The sequence below is a fragment of the Citrobacter freundii ATCC 8090 = MTCC 1658 = NBRC 12681 genome, from assembly GCF_011064845.1.
GTDB classification, from domain to species: domain Bacteria; phylum Pseudomonadota; class Gammaproteobacteria; order Enterobacterales; family Enterobacteriaceae; genus Citrobacter; species Citrobacter freundii.
Genome location: NZ_CP049015.1, coordinates 4,679,356 through 4,702,739, shown reverse-complemented (window position 1 = coordinate 4,702,739; position 23,384 = coordinate 4,679,356). Strand labels below are relative to the sequence as shown.

Here is a 23,384-nt window from a genome sequence, read left to right as displayed (position 1 = left end):
ATTATTTTAAATTTCCCCTTGTCAGCCTGAAATAACTCCCTATAATGCGCCTCCACTGACACGGAACAACGGATTACAAGCCGCCGGGTCAGCGGGGTTCTCCAGAGAATCTCGTAGAGAAAAGCAAAAATAAATGCTTGACTCTGAATGAGGAGAACGTAATATACGGGACCTCGCGACAGAGCGCTAAAGCGCGTCGCAACTGCTCTTTAACAATTTATCAGACAATCTGTGTGGGCACTCGAAGATACGGATTCTTAACGTCGCAAGACGAAAAATGAATACCAAGTCTCTGAGTGAACATACGTAATTCATTACGAAGTTTAATTCACGAGCATCAAACTTAAATTGAAGAGTTTGATCATGGCTCAGATTGAACGCTGGCGGCAGGCCTAACACATGCAAGTCGAACGGTAGCACAGAGGAGCTTGCTCCTTGGGTGACGAGTGGCGGACGGGTGAGTAATGTCTGGGAAACTGCCCGATGGAGGGGGATAACTACTGGAAACGGTAGCTAATACCGCATAACGTCGCAAGACCAAAGAGGGGGACCTTCGGGCCTCTTGCCATCGGATGTGCCCAGATGGGATTAGCTAGTAGGTGGGGTAACGGCTCACCTAGGCGACGATCCCTAGCTGGTCTGAGAGGATGACCAGCCACACTGGAACTGAGACACGGTCCAGACTCCTACGGGAGGCAGCAGTGGGGAATATTGCACAATGGGCGCAAGCCTGATGCAGCCATGCCGCGTGTATGAAGAAGGCCTTCGGGTTGTAAAGTACTTTCAGCGAGGAGGAAGGCGTTGTGGTTAATAACCGCAGCGATTGACGTTACTCGCAGAAGAAGCACCGGCTAACTCCGTGCCAGCAGCCGCGGTAATACGGAGGGTGCAAGCGTTAATCGGAATTACTGGGCGTAAAGCGCACGCAGGCGGTCTGTCAAGTCGGATGTGAAATCCCCGGGCTCAACCTGGGAACTGCATCCGAAACTGGCAGGCTAGAGTCTTGTAGAGGGGGGTAGAATTCCAGGTGTAGCGGTGAAATGCGTAGAGATCTGGAGGAATACCGGTGGCGAAGGCGGCCCCCTGGACAAAGACTGACGCTCAGGTGCGAAAGCGTGGGGAGCAAACAGGATTAGATACCCTGGTAGTCCACGCCGTAAACGATGTCGACTTGGAGGTTGTGCCCTTGAGGCGTGGCTTCCGGAGCTAACGCGTTAAGTCGACCGCCTGGGGAGTACGGCCGCAAGGTTAAAACTCAAATGAATTGACGGGGGCCCGCACAAGCGGTGGAGCATGTGGTTTAATTCGATGCAACGCGAAGAACCTTACCTACTCTTGACATCCAGAGAACTTAGCAGAGATGCTTTGGTGCCTTCGGGAACTCTGAGACAGGTGCTGCATGGCTGTCGTCAGCTCGTGTTGTGAAATGTTGGGTTAAGTCCCGCAACGAGCGCAACCCTTATCCTTTGTTGCCAGCGGTTCGGTCGGGAACTCAAAGGAGACTGCCAGTGATAAACTGGAGGAAGGTGGGGATGACGTCAAGTCATCATGGCCCTTACGAGTAGGGCTACACACGTGCTACAATGGCATATACAAAGAGAAGCGACCTCGCGAGAGCAAGCGGACCTCATAAAGTATGTCGTAGTCCGGATTGGAGTCTGCAACTCGACTCCATGAAGTCGGAATCGCTAGTAATCGTGGATCAGAATGCCACGGTGAATACGTTCCCGGGCCTTGTACACACCGCCCGTCACACCATGGGAGTGGGTTGCAAAAGAAGTAGGTAGCTTAACCTTCGGGAGGGCGCTTACCACTTTGTGATTCATGACTGGGGTGAAGTCGTAACAAGGTAACCGTAGGGGAACCTGCGGTTGGATCACCTCCTTACCTTAAAGAACCGATCTTTGTAGTGCTCACACAGATTGTCTGATGAAAAATTAGCAGTAAGAAAATCTCTGCAGGCTTGTAGCTCAGGTGGTTAGAGCGCACCCCTGATAAGGGTGAGGTCGGTGGTTCAAGTCCACTCAGGCCTACCAAATTCGCCTCCGTGCTGTGTTACGGCGATGCTCGCATACTTCAGTATGCTTCGCACCACCGCGCCTTGCCCGGAAACGAATTAGGGTACAGAGATTAGCATTTACGATGGGGTTATAGCTCAGCTGGGAGAGCGCCTGCCTTGCACGCAGGAGGTCTGCGGTTCGATCCCGCATAGCTCCACCATCTTTACTGCAAAAACACAAGAAAACTTCAGAGTGTACCTGAAAAGGTTCACTGCGAAGTTTTGCTCTTTAAAAATCTGGATCAAGCTGAAAATTGAAACGACACACTGTTTCATTTCTCCGTAATAAGAAATGAAAAGCGGTGTGTTCGAGTCTCTCAAATTTTTGCAAGTCGATGATGTTTTACGAAACATCTTCGGGTTGTGAGGTTAAGCGACTAAGCGTACACGGTGGATGCCCTGGCAGTCAGAGGCGATGAAGGACGTGCTAATCTGCGATAAGCGTCGGTAAGGTGATATGAACCGTTATAACCGGCGATTTCCGAATGGGGAAACCCAGTGTGATTCGTCACACTATCATTACGTGAATACATAGCGTAATGAAGCGAACCGGGGGAACTGAAACATCTAAGTACCCCGAGGAAAAGAAATCAACCGAGATTCCCCCAGTAGCGGCGAGCGAACGGGGAGCAGCCCAGAGTCTGAATCAGCTTGTGTGTTAGTGGAACGGTCTGGAAAGTCCGACGGTACAGGGTGATAGTCCCGTACACCAAAATGCACAGGTTGTGAACTCGAAGAGTAGGGCGGGACACGTGGTATCCTGTCTGAATATGGGGGGACCATCCTCCAAGGCTAAATACTCCTGACTGACCGATAGTGAACCAGTACCGTGAGGGAAAGGCGAAAAGAACCCCGGCGAGGGGAGTGAAAAAGAACCTGAAACCGTGTACGTACAAGCAGTGGGAGCCTCTTTATGGGGTGACTGCGTACCTTTTGTATAATGGGTCAGCGACTTATATTCTGTAGCAAGGTTAACCGTATAGGGGAGCCGAAGGGAAACCGAGTCTTAACTGGGCGTTAAGTTGCAGGGTATAGACCCGAAACCCGGTGATCTAGCCATGGGCAGGTTGAAGGTTGGGTAACACTAACTGGAGGACCGAACCGACTAATGTTGAAAAATTAGCGGATGACTTGTGGCTGGGGGTGAAAGGCCAATCAAACCGGGAGATAGCTGGTTCTCCCCGAAAGCTATTTAGGTAGCGCCTCGTGAACTCATCTTCGGGGGTAGAGCACTGTTTCGGCTAGGGGGTCATCCCGACTTACCAACCCGATGCAAACTGCGAATACCGAAGAATGTTATCACGGGAGACACACGGCGGGTGCTAACGTCCGTCGTGAAGAGGGAAACAACCCAGACCGCCAGCTAAGGTCCCAAAGTCATGGTTAAGTGGGAAACGATGTGGGAAGGCACAGACAGCCAGGATGTTGGCTTAGAAGCAGCCATCATTTAAAGAAAGCGTAATAGCTCACTGGTCGAGTCGGCCTGCGCGGAAGATGTAACGGGGCTAAACCATGCACCGAAGCTGCGGCAGCGACACTATGTGTTGTTGGGTAGGGGAGCGTTCTGTAAGCCGTTGAAGGTGTATCGTGAGGTATGCTGGAGGTATCAGAAGTGCGAATGCTGACATAAGTAACGATAATGCGGGTGAAAAACCCGCACGCCGGAAGACCAAGGGTTCCTGTCCAACGTTAATCGGGGCAGGGTGAGTCGACCCCTAAGGCGAGGCCGAAAGGCGTAGTCGATGGGAAACAGGTTAATATTCCTGTACTTGGTGTTACTGCGAAGGGGGGACGGAGAAGGCTATGTTAGCCGGGCGACGGTTGTCCCGGTTTAAGCATGTAGGCGGAGGTTCCAGGTAAATCCGGTACCTTTTTAACGCTGAGGTGTGATGACGAGGCACTACGGTGCTGAAGTAACAAATGCCCTGCTTCCAGGAAAAGCCTCTAAGCATCAGGTAACACGAAATCGTACCCCAAACCGACACAGGTGGTCAGGTAGAGAATACCAAGGCGCTTGAGAGAACTCGGGTGAAGGAACTAGGCAAAATGGTGCCGTAACTTCGGGAGAAGGCACGCTGATATGTAGGTGAAGTGATTTACTCATGGAGCTGAAATCAGTCGAAGATACCAGCTGGCTGCAACTGTTTATTAAAAACACAGCACTGTGCAAACACGAAAGTGGACGTATACGGTGTGACGCCTGCCCGGTGCCGGAAGGTTAATTGATGGGGTTATCCGTAAGGAGAAGCTCTTGATCGAAGCCCCGGTAAACGGCGGCCGTAACTATAACGGTCCTAAGGTAGCGAAATTCCTTGTCGGGTAAGTTCCGACCTGCACGAATGGCGTAATGATGGCCAGGCTGTCTCCACCCGAGACTCAGTGAAATTGAACTCGCTGTGAAGATGCAGTGTACCCGCGGCAAGACGGAAAGACCCCGTGAACCTTTACTATAGCTTGACACTGAACACTGGTCCTTGATGTGTAGGATAGGTGGGAGGCTTTGAAGTGTGGACGCCAGTCTGCATGGAGCCATCCTTGAAATACCACCCTTTAATGGCTGGTGTTCTAACGTGGACCCGTTACCCGGGTTGCGGACAGTGTCTGGTGGGTAGTTTGACTGGGGCGGTCTCCTCCTAAAGAGTAACGGAGGAGCACGAAGGTTAGCTAATCCTGGTCGGACATCAGGAGGTTAGTGCAAAGGCATAAGCTAGCTTGACTGCGAGAGTGACGGCTCGAGCAGGTGCGAAAGCAGGTCTTAGTGATCCGGTGGTTCTGAATGGAAGGGCCATCGCTCAACGGATAAAAGGTACTCCGGGGATAACAGGCTGATACCGCCCAAGAGTTCATATCGACGGCGGTGTTTGGCACCTCGATGTCGGCTCATCACATCCTGGGGCTGAAGTAGGTCCCAAGGGTATGGCTGTTCGCCATTTAAAGTGGTACGCGAGCTGGGTTTAGAACGTCGTGAGACAGTTCGGTCCCTATCTGCCGTGGGCGCTGGAGAATTGAGGGGGGCTGCTCCTAGTACGAGAGGACCGGAGTGGACGCATCACTGGTGTTCGGGTTGTCATGCCAATGGCATTGCCCGGTAGCTAAATGCGGAAGAGATAAGTGCTGAAAGCATCTAAGCACGAAACTTGCCCCGAGATGAGTTCTCCCTGAGACTTTAAGTCTCCTGAAGGAACGTTGAAGACGATGACGTTGATAGGTCGGGTGTGTAAGTGTAGCGATACATTGAGCTAACCGATACTAATGAACCGTGAGGCTTAACCTTACAACGCCGAAGATGTTTTGGCGAAGAGACGACATTCAGCTTGATACAGATTACATCAGAACGCATAAAGCGGTCTGACAACAGAATTTGCCTGGCGGCTGTAGCGCGGTGGTCCCACCTGACCCCATGCCGAACTCAGAAGTGAAACGCCGTAGCGCCGATGGTAGTGTGGGGTCTCCCCATGCGAGAGTAGGGAACTGCCAGGCATCAAATAAAGTGAAGAAGCCCATCCTGACGGATGGGCTTTTTTGCGTGTGTGCGGGGTAAAAACCGCCGGGCTGAACGTATTGTGCAGGCCTGATAAGCGCAGCGCATCAGGCACATCGCCGCACCATCGGGTGCAAAGCAATATCCTGAGCCTCCATAACACAAGCCATCCTGCGGTATATGCGGTAAACTAGGCGCGATTTTGCATCAGGAAAGCGTCTATGAATCACTCCCTTAAAGCCTGGAACACCTTCGGTATCGATCAGCAAACGAATGAACTTGTCTGCGCCGAAAATGAACAACAATTACTGAATGCCTGGCAATTAGCCAATGCATCGCATCATCCAGTACTGATTCTGGGCGAAGGGAGTAACGTCCTGTTTCTTGATACCTTCCAGGGTACGGTGATCGTCAATCGTATTAAGGGTATTGAGATTACAGATCAACCTGATGCGTGGCATTTGCACGTAGGCGCGGGTGAAAACTGGCATCAGTTGGTGTGCTATGCGCTGGAGCACAACATGCCTGGCCTGGAAAATCTGGCACTTATTCCGGGCTGTGTCGGCTCATCGCCAATCCAGAACATTGGTGCTTATGGTGTGGAACTTCAGCGTGTTTGCGAATATGTGGACTGCATTGAACTGGCGACCGGCAAACATCTGAGCGTCAGTGCTACAGAATGCCGTTTTGGTTACCGTGACAGCATCTTCAAGCATGAATACCAGGATCGTTTCGCAATTGTAGCCGTTGGTCTGCGCTTACCTAAACAGTGGCAGCCCGTTTTGACTTACGGTGACCTGACGCGTCTGGATCCTACAACAGTTACACCTCAGCAGGTTTTTGATTCAGTCTGCCATATGCGCACGACAAAACTGCCCGATCCGAAAGTAAACGGTAATGCGGGTAGCTTCTTTAAAAACCCAGTTGTCACTGGGAATATTGCGCAGGAGCTCCTGGCTAAATTCCCAACAGCACCTCATTACCCGCAGGCTGATGGTTCTGTGAAACTGGCAGCAGGCTGGCTTATCGATCAGTGCCAGCTAAAAGGTATGCGTATTGGTGGCGCGGCGGTACATCAGCAGCAGGCACTGGTGCTGGTCAATGCAGATAATGCGACGAGTCAGGATGTAGTGCAACTTGCACACCATGTGCGCCAAAAAGTCGGTGAGAAATTTAATGTCTGGCTCGAACCAGAGGTCCGGTTTATTGGTCCGCAGGGTGAAATGAATGCTGTGGAGATCATTGCATGAAGGATAATACCGTCCCTCTGACGCTTATTTCATTATTGGCCGATGGAGAATTTCATTCCGGTGAGCAGCTCGGTGAAACGTTGGGAATGAGCCGTGCCGCAATCAATAAGCATGTCCAGACGTTGCGCGACTGGGGGGTTGATGTCTTTACTGTTCCAGGTAAAGGATACAGCTTACCGGAGCCTATCCAACTATTAGATGCCTCACTTATTCATTCTCAACTGGATGGTGGAAATATCACTGTCCTGCCGGTTATCGACTCAACCAATCAGTACCTGATGGACCGAATAGGTCAGCTGGAGTCAGGGGATGCCTGCGTCGCTGAATATCAGCAGGCCGGGCGCGGCCGCCGTGGTCGGAAATGGTTTTCACCGTTTGGTGCCAACCTTTACCTCTCAATGTTCTGGCGGCTGGAACAAGGACCGGCCGCCGCGATTGGCCTGAGTCTGGTTATTGGTATCGTCATGGCTGAGGTTTTGCGCGATCTGGGTGCGGATAAAGTCCGTGTAAAATGGCCCAACGACCTCTATTTACTCGACCGTAAACTGGCAGGGATCCTGGTTGAACTGACCGGTAAGACAGGTGATGCCGCGCAAATTGTTATCGGCGCAGGTATTAATATGTCCATGCGCCGGGTTGAGGAAAATGTGGTTAATCAAGGCTGGATTAACCTGCAGGAAGCGGGCATTAACATTGACCGCAATACCCTTGCTGCCCGACTGATACGTGAGTTGCGCGCTGCGTTGGTGCTCTTTGAGCACGAAGGACTAGCACCGTATCTGTCTCGCTGGAAGAAACTGGATAACTTTATCGACCGCCCGGTAAAACTTATTATTGGTGATAAAGAAATATTTGGTATCTCTCGTGGAATAGACGCGCAAGGTGCATTATTGCTTGAACAAAATGGCGAGATCAAACCCTGGATGGGTGGAGAAATATCGCTGAGAAGTGCTGAATAATAAAAAGGGGAGCTGAGGCTCCCCTTTTTTATTTATTTACGTAGTCTGACTTGCTCAACGGCATGATTGGCGCTTTTAGTCATAATCAAGCTGGCTCTTTCACGTGTTGGTAAAATGTTTTGCTTTAAATTCAGCCAGTTAATTTCTTTCCATAGCGATGTGGCAGTATTGATAGCCTCATCTTCTGATAATTTTGCATAGTTATGGAAATAAGAGTCCGGGTTGGTAAACGCCCCTTCACGGAATTTCAGAAAGCGGTTGATATACCACGTCTGGAGTAATTCTTCTGGCGCATCAACATAAATAGAAAAGTCGACAAAGTCAGAAACAAATACATGATGTGGATCGTGAGGATAGTCCATCCCGCTTTGTAATACATTTAACCCTTCGAGTATTAATATGTCGGGCTGGGCAACGGTTTTGTCGCCATCAGGGATCACATCATAGATGAGATGGGAATAGACCGGCGCCGTGACGTTAGGTACGCCTGATTTCAGATCGGAAACGAATTTAACCAAGCGATGCATATCATAGGACTGGGGGAAGCCTTTCTTCTTCATTAGTCCACGATCTTTCAATACCTGGTTAGGGTGGAGAAAGCCATCGGTAGTAATCAATTCAACCTTACGATGCTCTGGCCAGCGACTGAGTAAGGCCTGCAAAACACGCGCTGTCGTACTTTTACCGACGGCAACGCTGCCAGCAATACTAATAATATAAGGAATACGCTCGCCATTCGTGCCTAAAAATTGCTCCAGCACTGCCTGACGTCGCAGGTTTGAACTGATGTAAAAGTTTAGCAAACGCGAGAGAGGCAAATAAATCTCGGCAACTTCTTCCAGCGATAAGTCTTCGTTAATGCCTTTAAGACGAGCAATCTCTTCCTCGGTCAGGGTCATCGGCACGGAATCACGAAGCGCAGCCCACTGGTTGCGATCAAACTGTAGGTAAGGCGACGTTAACGCTTGCTCTTTTATACTCATACGCATGGTCTGGCTGTCATTGCTATATCAGGTCTGCGGTAAAAAACGAAATCATCCCCGGTACGCAATGGCACGCACATTTCAGTTAATTTGGACAATGGGCAGGAGGGTAACACCAGATGGAGGGGAATAATAAGAAAAAATCATCCTCTGAAATGCAATGTGACGGGTATTCCAGATGTATAAAGATGTGCTTTCTCTCTATCGACGCGTGCATGCTGGGGCAAAATTCCTCCCTGAGGTGGCACCTGGCGTTGGAAATTTGTCCAATCCAAAGAAGAAATAGATTATTTATCGGTCGCATAGTGCAAAATGTGAGCGATAGAACATTTTATGCAATTTTTTAGTTGCATGAGTGCGCATGTCTCCATAAAATGCGCGCTACTTGATGCCGACTTAGCTCAGTAGGTAGAGCAACTGACTTGTAATCAGTAGGTCACCAGTTCGATTCCGGTAGTCGGCACCATCAAGTCCGGTGGGGTTCCCGAGCGGCCAAAGGGAGCAGACTGTAAATCTGCCGTCACAGACTTCGAAGGTTCGAATCCTTCCCCCACCACCACTTTCTGGCAGCGTTATCGCCGCCTGAGTTGATTAAAAAATTAATCAGCTCGAACAGAAAAGAGAGAAATCTCTTTTTTGTTACAGAAAGAACTGGGTAGCCGAGTTTCAGGATGCGGGCATCGTATAATGGCTATTACCTCAGCCTTCCAAGCTGATGATGCGGGTTCGATTCCCGCTGCCCGCTCCAGACGTGCTGATATGGCTCAGTTGGTAGAGCGCACCCTTGGTAAGGGTGAGGTCCCCAGTTCGACTCTGGGTATCAGCACCACTTCACTTCTCCTTCCCGTTTCTCTCTGTTTACTTTTAAAAGCATTCAACAGCTCAGGTATATTGCCTGGTTGATGTGGTGATATCACCGATTTATCCGTGTCTTAGAGGGACAATCGATGTCTAAAGAAAAATTTGAACGTACTAAACCGCACGTTAACGTCGGTACTATCGGCCACGTTGACCATGGTAAAACAACGCTGACCGCTGCAATCACTACCGTACTGGCTAAAACCTACGGCGGTGCTGCTCGTGCATTCGACCAGATCGATAACGCGCCGGAAGAAAAAGCACGTGGTATCACCATCAACACTTCTCACGTTGAATATGACACCCCGACTCGCCACTACGCACACGTAGACTGCCCGGGCCACGCCGACTATGTTAAAAACATGATCACCGGTGCTGCGCAGATGGACGGCGCGATCCTGGTTGTTGCTGCGACTGACGGCCCGATGCCGCAGACTCGTGAGCACATCCTGCTGGGTCGTCAGGTAGGCGTTCCGTACATCATCGTGTTCCTGAACAAATGCGACATGGTTGATGACGAAGAGCTGCTGGAACTGGTAGAAATGGAAGTTCGTGAACTTCTGTCTCAGTACGATTTCCCGGGCGACGACACTCCGATCGTTCGTGGTTCTGCTCTGAAAGCGCTGGAAGGCGAAGCAGAGTGGGAAGCGAAAATCATCGAACTGGCTGGCTTCCTGGATTCTTACATCCCAGAACCAGAGCGTGCGATTGACAAGCCGTTCCTGCTGCCTATCGAAGACGTATTCTCCATCTCCGGTCGTGGTACCGTTGTTACCGGTCGTGTAGAGCGCGGTATCATCAAAGTTGGTGAAGAAGTTGAAATCGTTGGTATCAAAGAGACTGCTAAGTCTACCTGTACTGGCGTTGAAATGTTCCGCAAACTGCTGGACGAAGGCCGTGCTGGTGAGAACGTTGGTGTTCTGCTGCGTGGTATCAAACGTGAAGAAATCGAACGTGGTCAGGTACTGGCTAAGCCGGGCTCTATCAAGCCGCACACCAAGTTCGAATCTGAAGTGTACATTCTGTCCAAAGACGAAGGCGGCCGTCATACTCCGTTCTTCAAAGGCTACCGTCCGCAGTTCTACTTCCGTACTACTGACGTGACTGGTACCATCGAACTGCCGGAAGGCGTAGAGATGGTAATGCCGGGCGACAACATCAAAATGGTTGTTACCCTGATCCACCCAATCGCGATGGACGACGGTCTGCGTTTCGCAATCCGTGAAGGCGGCCGTACTGTTGGTGCGGGCGTTGTTGCCAAAGTAATGAGCTAATTGCCGAATAACATTTGACGCAATGCGCAATAAAAGGGCATCATTTGATGCCCTTTTTGCACGCTTTCACACCAGAACCTGGCTCATCAGTGATTTTTTTTGTCATAATCATTGCTGAGACAGGCTCTGAAGAGGGCGTTTAGTCCGAAACGCACCAGAGCATTTCGGTTTGGATCGCCTCGCTTACGCGGGGTGAAAATGTTTGTAGAATACTTCTGACAGGTTGGTTTATGAGTGCGAATACCGAAGCTCAAGGAAGCGGGCGCGGCCTGGAAGCGATGAAGTGGGTTGTTGTCGCTGTATTGCTGCTTGTAGCTATCGTTGGCAACTACCTCTATCGTGACATGATGCTGCCGCTGCGTGCGCTGGCCGTAGTGATTCTGATTGCCGCAGCGGGTGGTGTCGCGCTGTTGACAACAAAAGGTAAAGCGACCGTTGCTTTTGCCCGTGAAGCGAGAACCGAAGTCCGTAAGGTCATTTGGCCAACTCGCCAGGAAACATTGCACACCACATTAATTGTGGCTGCGGTTACCGCAGTAATGTCACTGATCCTGTGGGGACTGGATGGTATTCTGGTTCGCCTGGTATCCTTTATCACTGGCCTGAGGTTCTAAGATGTCTGAAGCCCCTAAAAAGCGCTGGTACGTCGTTCAGGCGTTTTCCGGTTTTGAAGGCCGCGTAGCCACGTCGCTGCGCGAATATATCAAGTTACAAAATATGGAAGAGCTGTTTGGCGAAGTCATGGTGCCGACCGAAGAAGTGGTCGAAATCCGTGGTGGCCAGCGTCGCAAGAGCGAACGTAAATTCTTCCCGGGCTATGTACTGGTCCAGATGGTGATGAATGACGCAAGCTGGCACCTGGTGCGTAGCGTGCCGCGTGTGATGGGCTTTATCGGTGGTACATCTGACCGTCCGGCGCCGATCAGCGACAAAGAAGTTGATGCGATCATGAACCGTCTGCAGCAGGTTGGTGATAAACCGCGTCCGAAAACGATGTTTGAGCCAGGTGAAATGGTTCGCGTTAGTGACGGTCCGTTTGCTGACTTTAACGGCGTGGTTGAAGAAGTGGACTACGAGAAGTCCCGCCTGAAAGTCTCTGTTTCTATCTTTGGTCGTGCGACCCCGGTAGAACTGGACTTTGCCCAGGTAGAAAAAGCCTAAACAGCGATCAAAAAAGCGGCGATTTAATCGTTGCACAAGGCGCGAGATTGGAATACAATTTCGCGCCTTTTGTTTTTATGGACCCTGTCCGTAAAACGAATTTAATCACGGGGAGCCTCCTTGAGGCGCTATAACCCAACTAGAGGAATTTAGAATGGCTAAGAAAGTCCAGGCCTACGTCAAGCTGCAAGTTGCAGCTGGTATGGCTAACCCGAGTCCGCCGGTAGGTCCAGCACTGGGTCAACAAGGCGTGAACATCATGGAATTCTGCAAAGCGTTCAACGCAAAAACTGATTCCATGGAAAAAGGTCTGCCGATCCCGGTTGTTATCACCGTTTACGCTGACCGTTCTTTCACTTTCGTTACCAAAACGCCTCCGGCAGCAGTTCTGCTGAAGAAAGCGGCTGGTATCAAGTCTGGTTCCGGTAAGCCGAACAAAGACAAAGTGGGTAAAATTTCCCGCGCTCAGCTGCAGGAAATCGCGCAGACCAAAGCTGCCGACATGACTGGTTCCGACATTGAAGCGATGACTCGCTCCATTGAAGGTACTGCACGTTCCATGGGCCTGGTAGTGGAGGACTAAGAAATGGCTAAACTGACCAAGCGTATGCGCGTGATCCGTGACAAAGTTGATGCAACTAAACAGTACGACATCAACGAAGCTATTGCTCTGCTGAAAGAGCTGGCCACTGCTAAATTCGTAGAAAGCGTAGACGTTGCCGTTAACCTCGGTATCGATGCTCGTAAATCTGACCAGAACGTACGTGGTGCAACTGTACTGCCGCACGGTACTGGCCGTTCCGTTCGCGTAGCCGTATTTGCCCAGGGCGCAAACGCTGAAGCTGCTAAAGCTGCAGGCGCTGAGCTGGTAGGTATGGAAGATCTGGCTGACCAGATCAAGAAAGGCGAAATGAACTTTGACGTTGTTATTGCTTCCCCGGATGCAATGCGCGTTGTTGGCCAGTTGGGTCAGGTTCTGGGCCCGCGCGGCCTGATGCCAAACCCGAAAGTTGGTACTGTAACCCCTAACGTTGCTGAAGCGGTTAAGAACGCTAAAGCAGGTCAGGTTCGTTACCGTAACGACAAAAACGGCATCATCCATACCACCATCGGTAAAGTGGATTTTGACGCTGACAAACTGAAAGAAAACCTGGAATCTCTGCTGGTTGCGCTGAAAAAAGCGAAACCGACTCAGGCTAAAGGCGTGTACATCAAGAAAGTTAGCATCTCCACCACCATGGGTGCTGGTGTTGCCGTTGATCAGTCCGGTCTGACTGCGACTGTGGCGAACTAATATTCGCCTTTACGTGGGCGGTGATTTTGTCTACAATCTTACCCCCACGTTTCTGCTAATTGCAGACGTATATCCGAGATATTCAGGCTGTGGCAAGGCGACAACTGAGTGAATCGCCAGGAGCATAGTTAACTATGTGACTGGTGTGAACGAAGGCAGTCAACGCCGGCACAGATTGAATAGCGACAGATAGACAAGATTTGTTCGTTGGAGCCTGGCCTATCCAGGCCTCCGTCGAAGACCGCAGGTGTTTCGTAAGAAACTTAATGCCCTGCGTAGACGGTGACAGAACGCTAAGATTATTTCTGATACTCTGGCTTGTTTCTGCTCACCGTATTTAGACGCTCTCTCCGTTGGGGAGAGTGAAGTGAGTTCCGGAACATGAGTTCCGGCAAACATCCAGGAGCAAAGCTAATGGCTTTAAATCTTCAAGACAAACAAGCGATTGTTGCTGAAGTCAGCGAAGTAGCCAAAGGCGCGCTGTCTGCAGTAGTTGCGGATTCCCGTGGCGTAACTGTAGATAAAATGACTGAACTGCGTAAAGCAGGTCGTGAAGCTGGCGTATACATGCGTGTTGTTCGTAACACCCTGCTGCGCCGCGTCGTTGAAGGTACTCAGTTCGAGTGCCTGAAAGACACGTTTGTTGGTCCGACCCTGATTGCATACTCTATGGAACACCCGGGCGCTGCTGCTCGTCTGTTCAAAGAGTTCGCGAAAGCGAATGCAAAATTTGAGGTCAAAGCCGCAGCCTTTGAAGGTGAATTGATCCCGGCATCGCAAATCGATCGCCTGGCAACTCTGCCGACCTACGAAGAAGCAATTGCACGCCTGATGGCAACCATGAAAGAAGCTTCGGCTGGCAAACTGGTTCGTACTCTGGCTGCTGTACGCGATGCGAAAGAAGCTGCTTAATCGCAGTTATCTTTCTCAAGCATCTGCTTACGTATAAACTTATTCTGATTTTCAGGAACAATTTAAATGTCTATCACTAAAGATCAAATCATTGAAGCAGTATCCGCTATGTCCGTAATGGACGTTGTAGAACTGATCTCTGCAATGGAAGAAAAATTCGGTGTTTCCGCTGCTGCTGCTGTAGCTGTAGCTGCTGGCCCGGCTGAAGCTGCTGAAGAAAAAACTGAATTCGACGTAATTCTGAAAGCTGCTGGCGCTAACAAAGTTGCTGTTATCAAAGCAGTACGTGGCGCAACTGGCCTGGGTCTGAAAGAAGCTAAAGACCTGGTAGAATCTGCTCCGGCTGCCCTGAAAGAAGGCATCAGCAAAGACGACGCAGAAGCACTGAAAAAATCTCTGGAAGAAGCTGGCGCTGAAGTTGAAGTTAAATAAGCCAACTTTTCTGGTTGCAGCCTAAGAAATTAGGCTGATGGCTGGTGACTTTTTAGTCACCAGCCTTTTTGCGCTGTAAGGCGCCAGTAGCATTTCACACTGTTTGACTACTGCTGTGCCTTTCAATGCTTGTTTCTATCGACGTCTTAATATACTGCGACAGAGCATCAGTTCTGTGTAAATCGCAATGAAATGGTTTAAGCGTGATAGCAACAGGCATTGCGGAAAGTATTCGATTTTCCGGTCAACAAAATAGTGTTGCACAAACTGTCCCTTCGTCGGACAGATGGGTCGACTTGTCAGCGAGCTGAGGAACCCTAATGGTTTACTCCTATACCGAGAAAAAACGTATTCGTAAGGATTTTGGTAAACGTCCACAAGTGTTGGACATACCTTATCTCCTTTCTATCCAGCTTGACTCGTTTCAGAAGTTCATCGAGCAAGATCCTGAAGGGCAGTATGGTCTGGAAGCAGCTTTCCGTTCCGTTTTCCCGATTCAGAGCTACAGCGGTAATTCCGAGCTGCAATACGTCAGCTACCGCCTTGGCGAACCGGTGTTTGACGTTCAGGAATGTCAGATCCGTGGCGTGACCTATTCCGCACCGCTGCGCGTAAAACTGCGTCTGGTGATCTACGAGCGCGAAGCGCCGGAAGGCACCGTAAAAGACATTAAAGAACAAGAAGTCTACATGGGCGAAATTCCGCTCATGACTGACAACGGTACCTTTGTAATCAATGGTACTGAGCGTGTTATCGTTTCTCAGCTGCACCGTAGTCCTGGCGTCTTCTTTGACTCCGACAAAGGTAAAACCCACTCTTCGGGTAAAGTGCTGTATAACGCGCGCATCATCCCTTACCGTGGTTCCTGGCTGGACTTCGAATTCGATCCGAAGGACAACCTGTTCGTACGTATTGACCGTCGCCGTAAACTGCCTGCGACCATTATTCTGCGTGCACTGAACTACACCACTGAGCAGATCCTTGACCTGTTCTTTGAAAAAGTTGTTTTCGAAATTCGCGACAACAAGCTGCAGATGGAACTGGTGCCGGAACGCCTGCGTGGTGAAACCGCCTCCTTTGACATTGAAGCTAACGGCAAAGTCTACGTCGAAAAAGGCCGTCGCATCACTGCGCGCCACATTCGCCAACTGGAAAAAGACGATATCAAACATATCGAAGTTCCGGTTGAATACATTGCTGGTAAAGTTGCGGCTAAAGACTACGTTGACGAATCTACTGGCGAGTTGATCTGCGCAGCTAACATGGAGCTGAGCCTGGATCTGCTGGCTAAGCTGAGCCAGTCTGGTCACAAGCGTATCGAAACGCTGTTCACTAACGATCTGGACCACGGTCCGTACATTTCTGAAACTGTACGCGTCGACCCAACCAACGATCGTCTGAGCGCACTGGTAGAAATCTACCGCATGATGCGTCCTGGTGAGCCGCCGACTCGTGAAGCTGCTGAAAGCCTGTTCGAGAACCTGTTCTTCTCCGAAGACCGCTATGACCTGTCTGCGGTCGGTCGTATGAAGTTCAACCGTTCTCTGCTGCGCGACGAAATCGAAGGTTCCGGTATCCTGAGCAAAGACGACATCATCGAAGTGATGAAGAAGCTCATCGATATCCGTAACGGTAAAGGCGAAGTCGATGATATCGACCACCTCGGCAACCGTCGTATCCGTTCCGTAGGCGAAATGGCGGAAAACCAGTTCCGCGTTGGCCTGGTACGTGTTGAGCGTGCGGTGAAAGAGCGTCTGTCTCTGGGCGATCTGGATACCCTGATGCCTCAGGATATGATCAACGCCAAGCCGATTTCTGCAGCAGTGAAAGAGTTCTTTGGTTCCAGCCAGCTGTCTCAGTTTATGGACCAGAACAACCCGCTGTCTGAGATTACGCACAAACGTCGTATCTCTGCACTCGGCCCAGGCGGTCTGACCCGTGAACGCGCAGGCTTCGAAGTTCGAGACGTACACCCGACTCACTACGGTCGCGTATGTCCAATCGAAACGCCTGAAGGTCCGAACATCGGTCTGATCAACTCCCTGTCCGTGTATGCACAGACTAACGAATACGGCTTCCTCGAGACTCCGTACCGTAAAGTGACCGACGGTGTTGTAACTGACGAAATTCATTACCTGTCTGCTATCGAAGAAGGCAACTACGTTATCGCTCAGGCGAACTCCAACCTGGATGACGAAGGCCACTTTGTAGAAGATCTGGTTACCTGCCGTAGCAAAGGCGAATCCAGCTTGTTCAGCCGTGATCAGGTTGACTACATGGACGTATCCACCCAGCAGGTGGTATCCGTCGGTGCGTCCCTGATCCCGTTCCTGGAACACGATGACGCCAACCGTGCATTGATGGGTGCGAACATGCAACGTCAGGCGGTTCCGACTCTGCGCGCTGATAAGCCGCTGGTTGGTACCGGTATGGAACGTGCTGTTGCCGTTGACTCCGGTGTTACTGCAGTTGCTAAACGTGGCGGTACTGTTCAGTACGTGGATGCTTCCCGTATCGTTATCAAAGTTAACGAAGACGAGATGTACCCGGGCGAAGCAGGTATCGACATTTATAACCTGACCAAATACACCCGTTCTAACCAGAACACCTGTATCAACCAGATGCCTTGCGTATCTCTGGGCGAGCCGGTTGAACGTGGTGATGTGCTGGCTGACGGTCCGTCCACCGACCTCGGTGAACTGGCGCTGGGCCAGAACATGCGCGTGGCATTCATGCCATGGAATGGTTACAACTTCGAAGACTCCATCCTCGTATCCGAGCGTGTTGTTCAGGAAGACCGTTTCACCACCATCCACATTCAGGAACTGGCATGTGTGTCCCGTGACACCAAGCTGGGGCCAGAAGAGATCACCGCTGACATCCCGAACGTGGGTGAAGCTGCGCTCTCCAAACTGGATGAATCCGGTATCGTTTATATCGGTGCGGAAGTGACCGGTGGTGACATTCTGGTTGGTAAGGTAACGCCGAAAGGTGAGACCCAACTGACGCCAGAAGAGAAGCTGCTGCGTGCGATCTTCGGTGAAAAAGCGTCTGACGTTAAAGACTCTTCTCTGCGCGTGCCAAACGGTGTTTCCGGTACGATTATCGACGTTCAGGTCTTTACTCGCGATGGCGTAGAAAAAGACAAACGTGCGCTGGAAATCGAAGAGATGCAGCTGAAGCAGGCGAAAAAAGACCTGTCTGAAGAACTGCAGATCCTCGAAGCTGGCCTGTTCAGCCGTATCTACGCTGTGCTGGTTTCTGGTGGTGTTGAAGCTGAGAAGCTCGACAAACTGCCGCGCGACCGCTGGTTAGAACTCGGCCTGACCGACGAAGAGAAACAGAATCAGCTGGAACAGCTGGCTGAACAGTACGACGAACTGAAGCACGAGTTTGAGAAAAAACTCGAAGCGAAACGCCGTAAAATCACTCAGGGCGACGATCTGGCACCGGGCGTGCTGAAGATTGTTAAGGTTTATCTGGCGGTTAAACGTCGGATCCAGCCTGGTGATAAGATGGCAGGTCGTCACGGTAACAAGGGTGTAATCTCTAAGATCAACCCGATCGAAGATATGCCACACGATGCTAACGGTACGCCGGTAGATATCGTACTGAACCCGCTGGGCGTACCATCGCGTATGAACATCGGTCAGATCCTTGAAACCCACCTGGGTATGGCTGCAAAAGGTATCGGCGATAAGATCAACGCCATGCTGAAACAGCAACAGGAAGTCGCGAAACTGCGCGAATTCATCCAGCGTGCTTACGATCTGGGTTCAGATGTTCGTCAGAAAGTTGACCTGAATACCTTCAGTGATGAAGAAGTTCTGCGTCTGGCTGAAAACCTGAAAAAAGGTATGCCGATCGCAACGCCGGTATTCGACGGTGCGAAAGAGTCTGAAATCAAGGAACTGTTACAGCTGGGTGGCCTGCCGACTTCCGGTCAGATCACACTGTTCGACGGTCGTACCGGTGAGCAGTTCGAGCGCCAGGTTACCGTTGGCTACATGTACATGCTGAAACTGAACCACCTGGTTGATGACAAGATGCATGCGCGTTCTACCGGTTCTTACAGCCTGGTTACTCAGCAGCCGCTGGGTGGTAAGGCGCAGTTCGGTGGTCAGCGCTTCGGGGAGATGGAAGTGTGGGCGCTGGAAGCATATGGCGCAGCATACACCCTGCAGGAAATGCTCACCGTTAAGTCTGATGACGTGAACGGTCGTACTAAGATGTATAAAAACATCGTGGACGGCAACCATCAGATGGAACCAGGCATGCCGGAATCCTTCAACGTACTGTTGAAAGAGATTCGTTCGCTGGGTATCAACATCGAGCTGGAAGACGAGTAACTCTCGATCAAACAGGTCACTGGTGCTGGCGTAACAGCCAGCGCCAGATTGTGCTAACTCCGACGGGAGCAAATCCGTGAAAGATTTATTAAAGTTTCTGAAAGCGCAGACTAAAACCGAAGAGTTTGATGCGATCAAAATTGCTCTGGCCTCGCCAGACATGATCCGTTCATGGTCTTTCGGTGAAGTTAAGAAGCCGGAAACCATCAACTACCGTACGTTCAAACCTGAACGTGACGGCCTTTTCTGCGCCCGTATCTTTGGGCCGGTAAAAGACTACGAGTGCCTGTGCGGTAAGTACAAGCGCCTGAAACACCGTGGTGTGATCTGTGAGAAGTGCGGCGTTGAAGTGACCCAGACTAAAGTACGCCGTGAGCGTATGGGCCACATCGAGCTGGCGTCTCCGACTGCTCACATCTGGTTCCTGAAATCTCTGCCGTCCCGTATCGGTTTGCTGCTTGATATGCCGCTGCGTGATATCGAACGCGTACTGTACTTCGAATCTTATGTGGTTATCGAAGGCGGTATGACTAACCTGGAACGTCAACAGATCCTGACTGAAGAGCAGTATCTGGACGCGCTGGAAGAGTTCGGTGACGAATTTGACGCGAAGATGGGTGCGGAAGCAATCCAGGCCCTGCTGAAGAGCATGGATCTGGAGCAAGAGTGTGAAACTCTGCGCGAAGAGCTGAACGAAACCAACTCCGAAACCAAGCGTATCAAACTGCTGGAAGCCTTCGTACAGTCTGGCAACAAGCCAGAGTGGATGATCCTGACCGTTCTGCCGGTTCTGCCGCCAGATCTGCGTCCGCTGGTTCCGCTGGATGGTGGTCGTTTCGCAACGTCGGATCTGAACGATCTGTATCGTCGCGTTATCAACCGTAACAACCGTCTGAAGCGTCTGCTGGATCTGGCTGCGCCGGACATCATCGTACGCAACGAAAAACGTATGCTGCAGGAAGCGGTTGACGCCCTGCTGGATAACGGTCGTCGCGGTCGTGCGATTACCGGTTCTAACAAACGTCCTCTGAAATCTTTGGCCGACATGATCAAAGGTAAGCAGGGTCGTTTCCGTCAGAACCTGCTCGGTAAGCGTGTTGACTACTCCGGTCGTTCTGTAATCACCGTAGGTCCATACCTGCGTCTGCATCAGTGCGGCCTGCCGAAGAAAATGGCACTGGAACTGTTCAAACCGTTCATCTACGGCAAGCTGGAACTGCGTGGCCTGGCCACCACCATCAAAGCCGCTAAGAAAATGGTTGAGCGTGAAGAAGCTGTCGTTTGGGATATCCTGGACGAAGTTATCCGCGAACACCCGGTACTGCTGAACCGTGCACCAACACTGCACCGTCTGGGTATCCAGGCATTTGAACCGGTACTGATCGAAGGTAAAGCTATCCAGCTTCACCCGCTGGTTTGTGCGGCATATAACGCCGACTTCGATGGTGACCAGATGGCTGTTCACGTACCGCTGACGCTGGAAGCCCAGCTCGAAGCGCGTGCGCTGATGATGTCTACCAACAACATCCTGTCTCCGGCGAACGGCGAACCTATCATCGTTCCGTCTCAGGACGTTGTATTGGGTCTGTACTACATGACCCGTGACTGTGTTAACGCCAAAGGCGAAGGCATGGTGCTGACTGGCCCGAAAGAAGCTGAGCGTATCTATCGCGCAGGTCTGGCCTCTCTGCATGCGCGCGTTAAAGTGCGTATCACTGAATACGAAAAAGATGAAAACGGCGAATTCGTTGCGCACACCAGTCTGAAAGACACGACCGTTGGTCGCGCCATTCTGTGGATGATCGTACCGAAAGGTCTGCCTTTCTCCATCGTCAACCAGGCGCTGGGCAAGAAAGCTATCTCCAAAATGCTGAACACCTGTTACCGCATTCTGGGCCTGAAGCCGACCGTTATCTTCGCTGACCAGACAATGTACACCGGCTTTGCTTATGCAGCGCGTTCAGGTGCATCTGTTGGTATTGATGACATGGTCATCCCAGAGAAGAAACACGAGATCATCTCTGAAGCGGAAGCTGAAGTTGCTGAGATCCAGGAGCAGTTCCAGTCCGGTCTGGTAACCGCGGGCGAACGCTATAACAAAGTTATCGATATCTGGGCTGCGGCAAACGATCGTGTATCCAAAGCGATGATGGATAACCTGCAAACCGAAACCGTTATTAACCGTGACGGCGTAGAAGAGCAGCAGGTTTCCTTCAACAGCATCTACATGATGGCCGACTCCGGTGCGCGTGGTTCTGCAGCACAGATTCGTCAGCTGGCCGGTATGCGTGGTCTGATGGCGAAGCCAGATGGCTCCATCATCGAAACGCCAATCACCGCGAACTTCCGTGAAGGTCTGAACGTACTCCAGTACTTCATCTCTACTCACGGTGCGCGTAAAGGTCTGGCGGATACCGCACTGAAAACAGCGAACTCCGGTTATCTGACTCGTCGTCTGGTCGACGTTGCGCAGGACCTGGTTGTTACTGAAGACGATTGCGGCACTCTGGAAGGCATCACCATGACCCCGGTTATCGAGGGTGGTGATGTTAAAGAGCCGCTGCGCGATCGCGTTCTGGGTCGTGTGACTGCTGAAGACGTTCTGAAGCCGGGTACGGCGGATATTCTGGTTCCACGCAACACGCTGCTGCACGAACAGTGGTGTGACCTGCTGGAAGAGAACTCCGTTGACTCCGTCAAAGTCCGTTCTGTTGTATCTTGTGACACCGACTTTGGTGTATGTGCGCACTGCTACGGTCGTGACCTGGCGCGTGGCCACATCATCAACAAAGGTGAAGCAATCGGCGTTATCGCGGCACAGTCCATCGGTGAACCGGGTACACAGCTGACGATGCGTACGTTCCACATCGGTGGTGCGGCATCTCGTGCGGCTGCTGAATCCAGCATTCAGGTGAAAAACAAAGGTAGCATCCGTCTGAGCAATGCGAAGTCGGTTGTGAACTCCAGCGGCAAACTGGTTATCACCTCACGTAACACCGAACTGAAACTGATCGACGAATTCGGCCGTACCAAAGAAAGCTATAAAGTGCCTTACGGCTCCGTTATGGCGAAAGGTGATGGCGAACAGGTTGCTGGCGGCGAAACCGTAGCAAACTGGGATCCGCACACCATGCCGGTTATCACCGAAGTGAGTGGTTTTGTCCGCTTCACTGACATGATCGACGGCCAGACCATTACTCGTCAGACCGACGAGCTGACCGGTCTGTCTTCTCTGGTGGTTCTGGATTCTGCAGAGCGTACTGCGGGTGGTAAAGACCTGCGTCCGGCACTGAAAATTGTTGATGCTCAGGGCAACGACGTTCTGATCCCAGGCACCGATATGCCTGCTCAGTACTTCCTGCCGGGTAAAGCGATTGTTCAGCTGGAAGATGGCGTACAGATCAGTTCTGGTGACACCCTGGCGCGTGTTCCGCAGGAATCCGGCGGTACCAAGGATATCACCGGTGGTCTGCCGCGCGTTGCTGACCTGTTCGAAGCACGTCGTCCGAAAGAGCCGGCAATCCTGGCTGAAATCAGCGGCATCATTTCCTTCGGTAAAGAAACCAAAGGTAAACGTCGTCTGGTTATCACCCCGGTAGACGGTAGCGAGCCGTACGAAGAGATGATTCCGAAATGGCGTCAGCTCAACGTGTTCGAAGGTGAACGTGTAGAACGTGGTGACGTGGTTTCCGACGGTCCGGAAGCGCCGCACGACATCCTGCGTCTGCGTGGTGTGCATGCTGTAACTCGTTACATTGTTAACGAAGTTCAGGACGTATACCGTCTGCAGGGTGTTAAGATTAACGATAAACACATCGAAGTTATCGTTCGTCAGATGCTGCGTAAAGCCACCATCGAAAGCGCTGGTAGCTCCGACTTCCTGGAAGGCGAGCAGGTTGAATACTCCCGCGTCAAGATCGCTAACCGCGAGCTGGAAGCGAACGGCAAAGTGGGTGCAACGTTCTCCCGCGATCTGCTGGGTATCACCAAAGCGTCTCTGGCAACCGAGTCCTTCATCTCTGCAGCATCGTTCCAGGAAACCACGCGTGTCCTGACCGAAGCCGCTGTTGCAGGTAAACGTGATGAACTGCGCGGTCTGAAAGAGAACGTAATCGTGGGTCGTCTGATCCCGGCAGGTACCGGTTACGCGTACCACCAGGATCGTATGCGCCGTCGCGCAGCGGGCGAACTGCCAGCTGCACCGCAGGTGACTGCTGAAGATGCGTCTGCCAGCCTGGCAGAACTGCTGAACGCAGGCCTGGGCGGTTCTGACAACGATTAATCGTTGCCGACCATAATAAAAAACCCGCTTCGGCGGGTTTTTTTATGTCCAGGTTTATTTCTGATGGCGCTTATCAGGTCTACGAGGCTA

At 51.4% G+C, this 23,384-nt stretch carries 12 protein-coding genes, 6 tRNA genes, 3 rRNA genes and 1 pseudogene; 20 read left to right on the top strand and 2 right to left on the bottom strand.

Annotated elements, in window-relative coordinates; translation table 11 throughout:
* Positions 1-345: 345 nt before the first annotated feature.
* The 7 genes from G4551_RS22540 to birA all read left to right on the top strand — a co-directional run bounded on the left by G4551_RS22540 (position 346) and on the right by birA (position 7,749).
* A 16S ribosomal RNA gene (locus G4551_RS22540) occupies positions 346-1,887 on the top strand.
* Positions 1,888-1,959: 72 nt separating this feature from the next.
* Positions 1,960-2,036, top strand: a tRNA-Ile gene (locus G4551_RS22535).
* Between the two features lie 108 nt (positions 2,037-2,144).
* Positions 2,145-2,220, top strand: a tRNA-Ala gene (locus tag G4551_RS22530).
* Positions 2,221-2,426: 206 nt separating this feature from the next.
* Positions 2,427-5,333 (top strand): 23S ribosomal RNA (locus G4551_RS22525).
* Between the two features lie 90 nt (positions 5,334-5,423).
* Positions 5,424-5,539 (top strand): 5S ribosomal RNA (gene rrf, locus G4551_RS22520).
* The 16S, 23S and 5S rRNA genes sit together here with 2 tRNA genes alongside, the layout of an rRNA operon.
* Positions 5,540-5,761: 222 nt before the next feature.
* The gene (gene murB, locus G4551_RS22515) at positions 5,762-6,790 is read left to right on the top strand and encodes a UDP-N-acetylmuramate dehydrogenase (protein ID WP_003842264.1); all 1,029 of its coding nucleotides are present in this window, start codon (positions 5,762-5,764) and stop codon (positions 6,788-6,790) included.
* Positions 6,787-7,749, top strand: coding sequence for a bifunctional biotin--[acetyl-CoA-carboxylase] ligase/biotin operon repressor BirA (gene birA / locus G4551_RS22510; RefSeq protein WP_003031105.1), 963 nt, complete (start codon positions 6,787-6,789; stop codon positions 7,747-7,749). The genes murB and birA overlap by 4 nt, the downstream gene beginning before the upstream one ends.
* A gap of 32 nt (positions 7,750-7,781) precedes the next feature.
* On the opposite strand, the gene coaA is transcribed toward birA, so the two are convergent.
* On the bottom strand, positions 7,782-8,732 hold the full coding sequence (gene coaA, locus G4551_RS22505) for a type I pantothenate kinase (protein WP_003031107.1): 951 nt from the start codon (positions 8,730-8,732) through the stop codon (positions 7,782-7,784).
* 290 nt (positions 8,733-9,022) lie between these two features.
* Positions 9,023-9,103 (bottom strand): annotated as a pseudogene (locus G4551_RS23920) (hypothetical protein); the annotation flags it as partial.
* Positions 9,104-9,122: 19 nt separating this feature from the next.
* On the opposite strand from G4551_RS23920, the gene G4551_RS22500 reads away from it, so the two are divergent.
* The 13 genes from G4551_RS22500 to rpoC all read left to right on the top strand — a co-directional run bounded on the left by G4551_RS22500 (position 9,123) and on the right by rpoC (position 23,294).
* Positions 9,123-9,198: transfer RNA gene (locus tag G4551_RS22500), tRNA-Thr, on the top strand.
* Between the two features lie 8 nt (positions 9,199-9,206).
* A tRNA-Tyr gene (locus tag G4551_RS22495) sits at positions 9,207-9,291 on the top strand.
* A 114-nt stretch (positions 9,292-9,405) separates the two neighbouring features.
* Positions 9,406-9,480, top strand: a tRNA-Gly gene (locus tag G4551_RS22490).
* Positions 9,481-9,485: 5 nt separating this feature from the next.
* A tRNA-Thr gene (locus G4551_RS22485) sits at positions 9,486-9,561 on the top strand.
* A gap of 118 nt (positions 9,562-9,679) precedes the next feature.
* On the top strand, positions 9,680-10,864 hold the full coding sequence (tuf, locus tag G4551_RS22480; RefSeq protein WP_003031109.1) for an elongation factor Tu: 1,185 nt from the start codon (positions 9,680-9,682) through the stop codon (positions 10,862-10,864).
* A 230-nt stretch (positions 10,865-11,094) separates the two neighbouring features.
* Positions 11,095-11,478, top strand: a complete 384-nt coding sequence (secE, locus tag G4551_RS22475) for a preprotein translocase subunit SecE (RefSeq protein WP_003033128.1) — start codon at positions 11,095-11,097, stop codon at positions 11,476-11,478.
* Between the two features lies 1 nt (position 11,479).
* Positions 11,480-12,025 (top strand): transcription termination/antitermination protein NusG, encoded by a 546-nt coding sequence (nusG, locus tag G4551_RS22470; RefSeq protein ID WP_003033125.1) that lies wholly within the window; start codon positions 11,480-11,482, stop codon positions 12,023-12,025.
* Positions 12,026-12,179: 154 nt separating this feature from the next.
* Positions 12,180-12,608, top strand: coding sequence for a 50S ribosomal protein L11 (rplK, locus tag G4551_RS22465; protein ID WP_003033122.1), 429 nt, complete (start codon positions 12,180-12,182; stop codon positions 12,606-12,608).
* A gap of 3 nt (positions 12,609-12,611) precedes the next feature.
* The gene (rplA, locus tag G4551_RS22460; protein ID WP_003033119.1) at positions 12,612-13,319 is read left to right on the top strand and encodes a 50S ribosomal protein L1; all 708 of its coding nucleotides are present in this window, start codon (positions 12,612-12,614) and stop codon (positions 13,317-13,319) included.
* A 414-nt stretch (positions 13,320-13,733) separates the two neighbouring features.
* Positions 13,734-14,231, top strand: coding sequence for a 50S ribosomal protein L10 (rplJ, locus tag G4551_RS22455; RefSeq protein ID WP_001207203.1), 498 nt, complete (start codon positions 13,734-13,736; stop codon positions 14,229-14,231).
* Between the two features lie 66 nt (positions 14,232-14,297).
* Positions 14,298-14,663: a 50S ribosomal protein L7/L12 gene (gene rplL, locus G4551_RS22450; protein ID WP_003033114.1), complete on the top strand. Its 366-nt coding sequence runs from the start codon at positions 14,298-14,300 to the stop codon at positions 14,661-14,663.
* Positions 14,664-14,983: 320 nt separating this feature from the next.
* Positions 14,984-19,012: a DNA-directed RNA polymerase subunit beta gene (gene rpoB / locus G4551_RS22445; RefSeq protein ID WP_003033111.1), complete on the top strand. Its 4,029-nt coding sequence runs from the start codon at positions 14,984-14,986 to the stop codon at positions 19,010-19,012.
* Between the two features lie 76 nt (positions 19,013-19,088).
* The gene (gene rpoC / locus G4551_RS22440) at positions 19,089-23,294 is read left to right on the top strand and encodes a DNA-directed RNA polymerase subunit beta' (RefSeq protein ID WP_003842033.1); all 4,206 of its coding nucleotides are present in this window, start codon (positions 19,089-19,091) and stop codon (positions 23,292-23,294) included.
* Positions 23,295-23,384 lie beyond the last annotated feature (90 nt).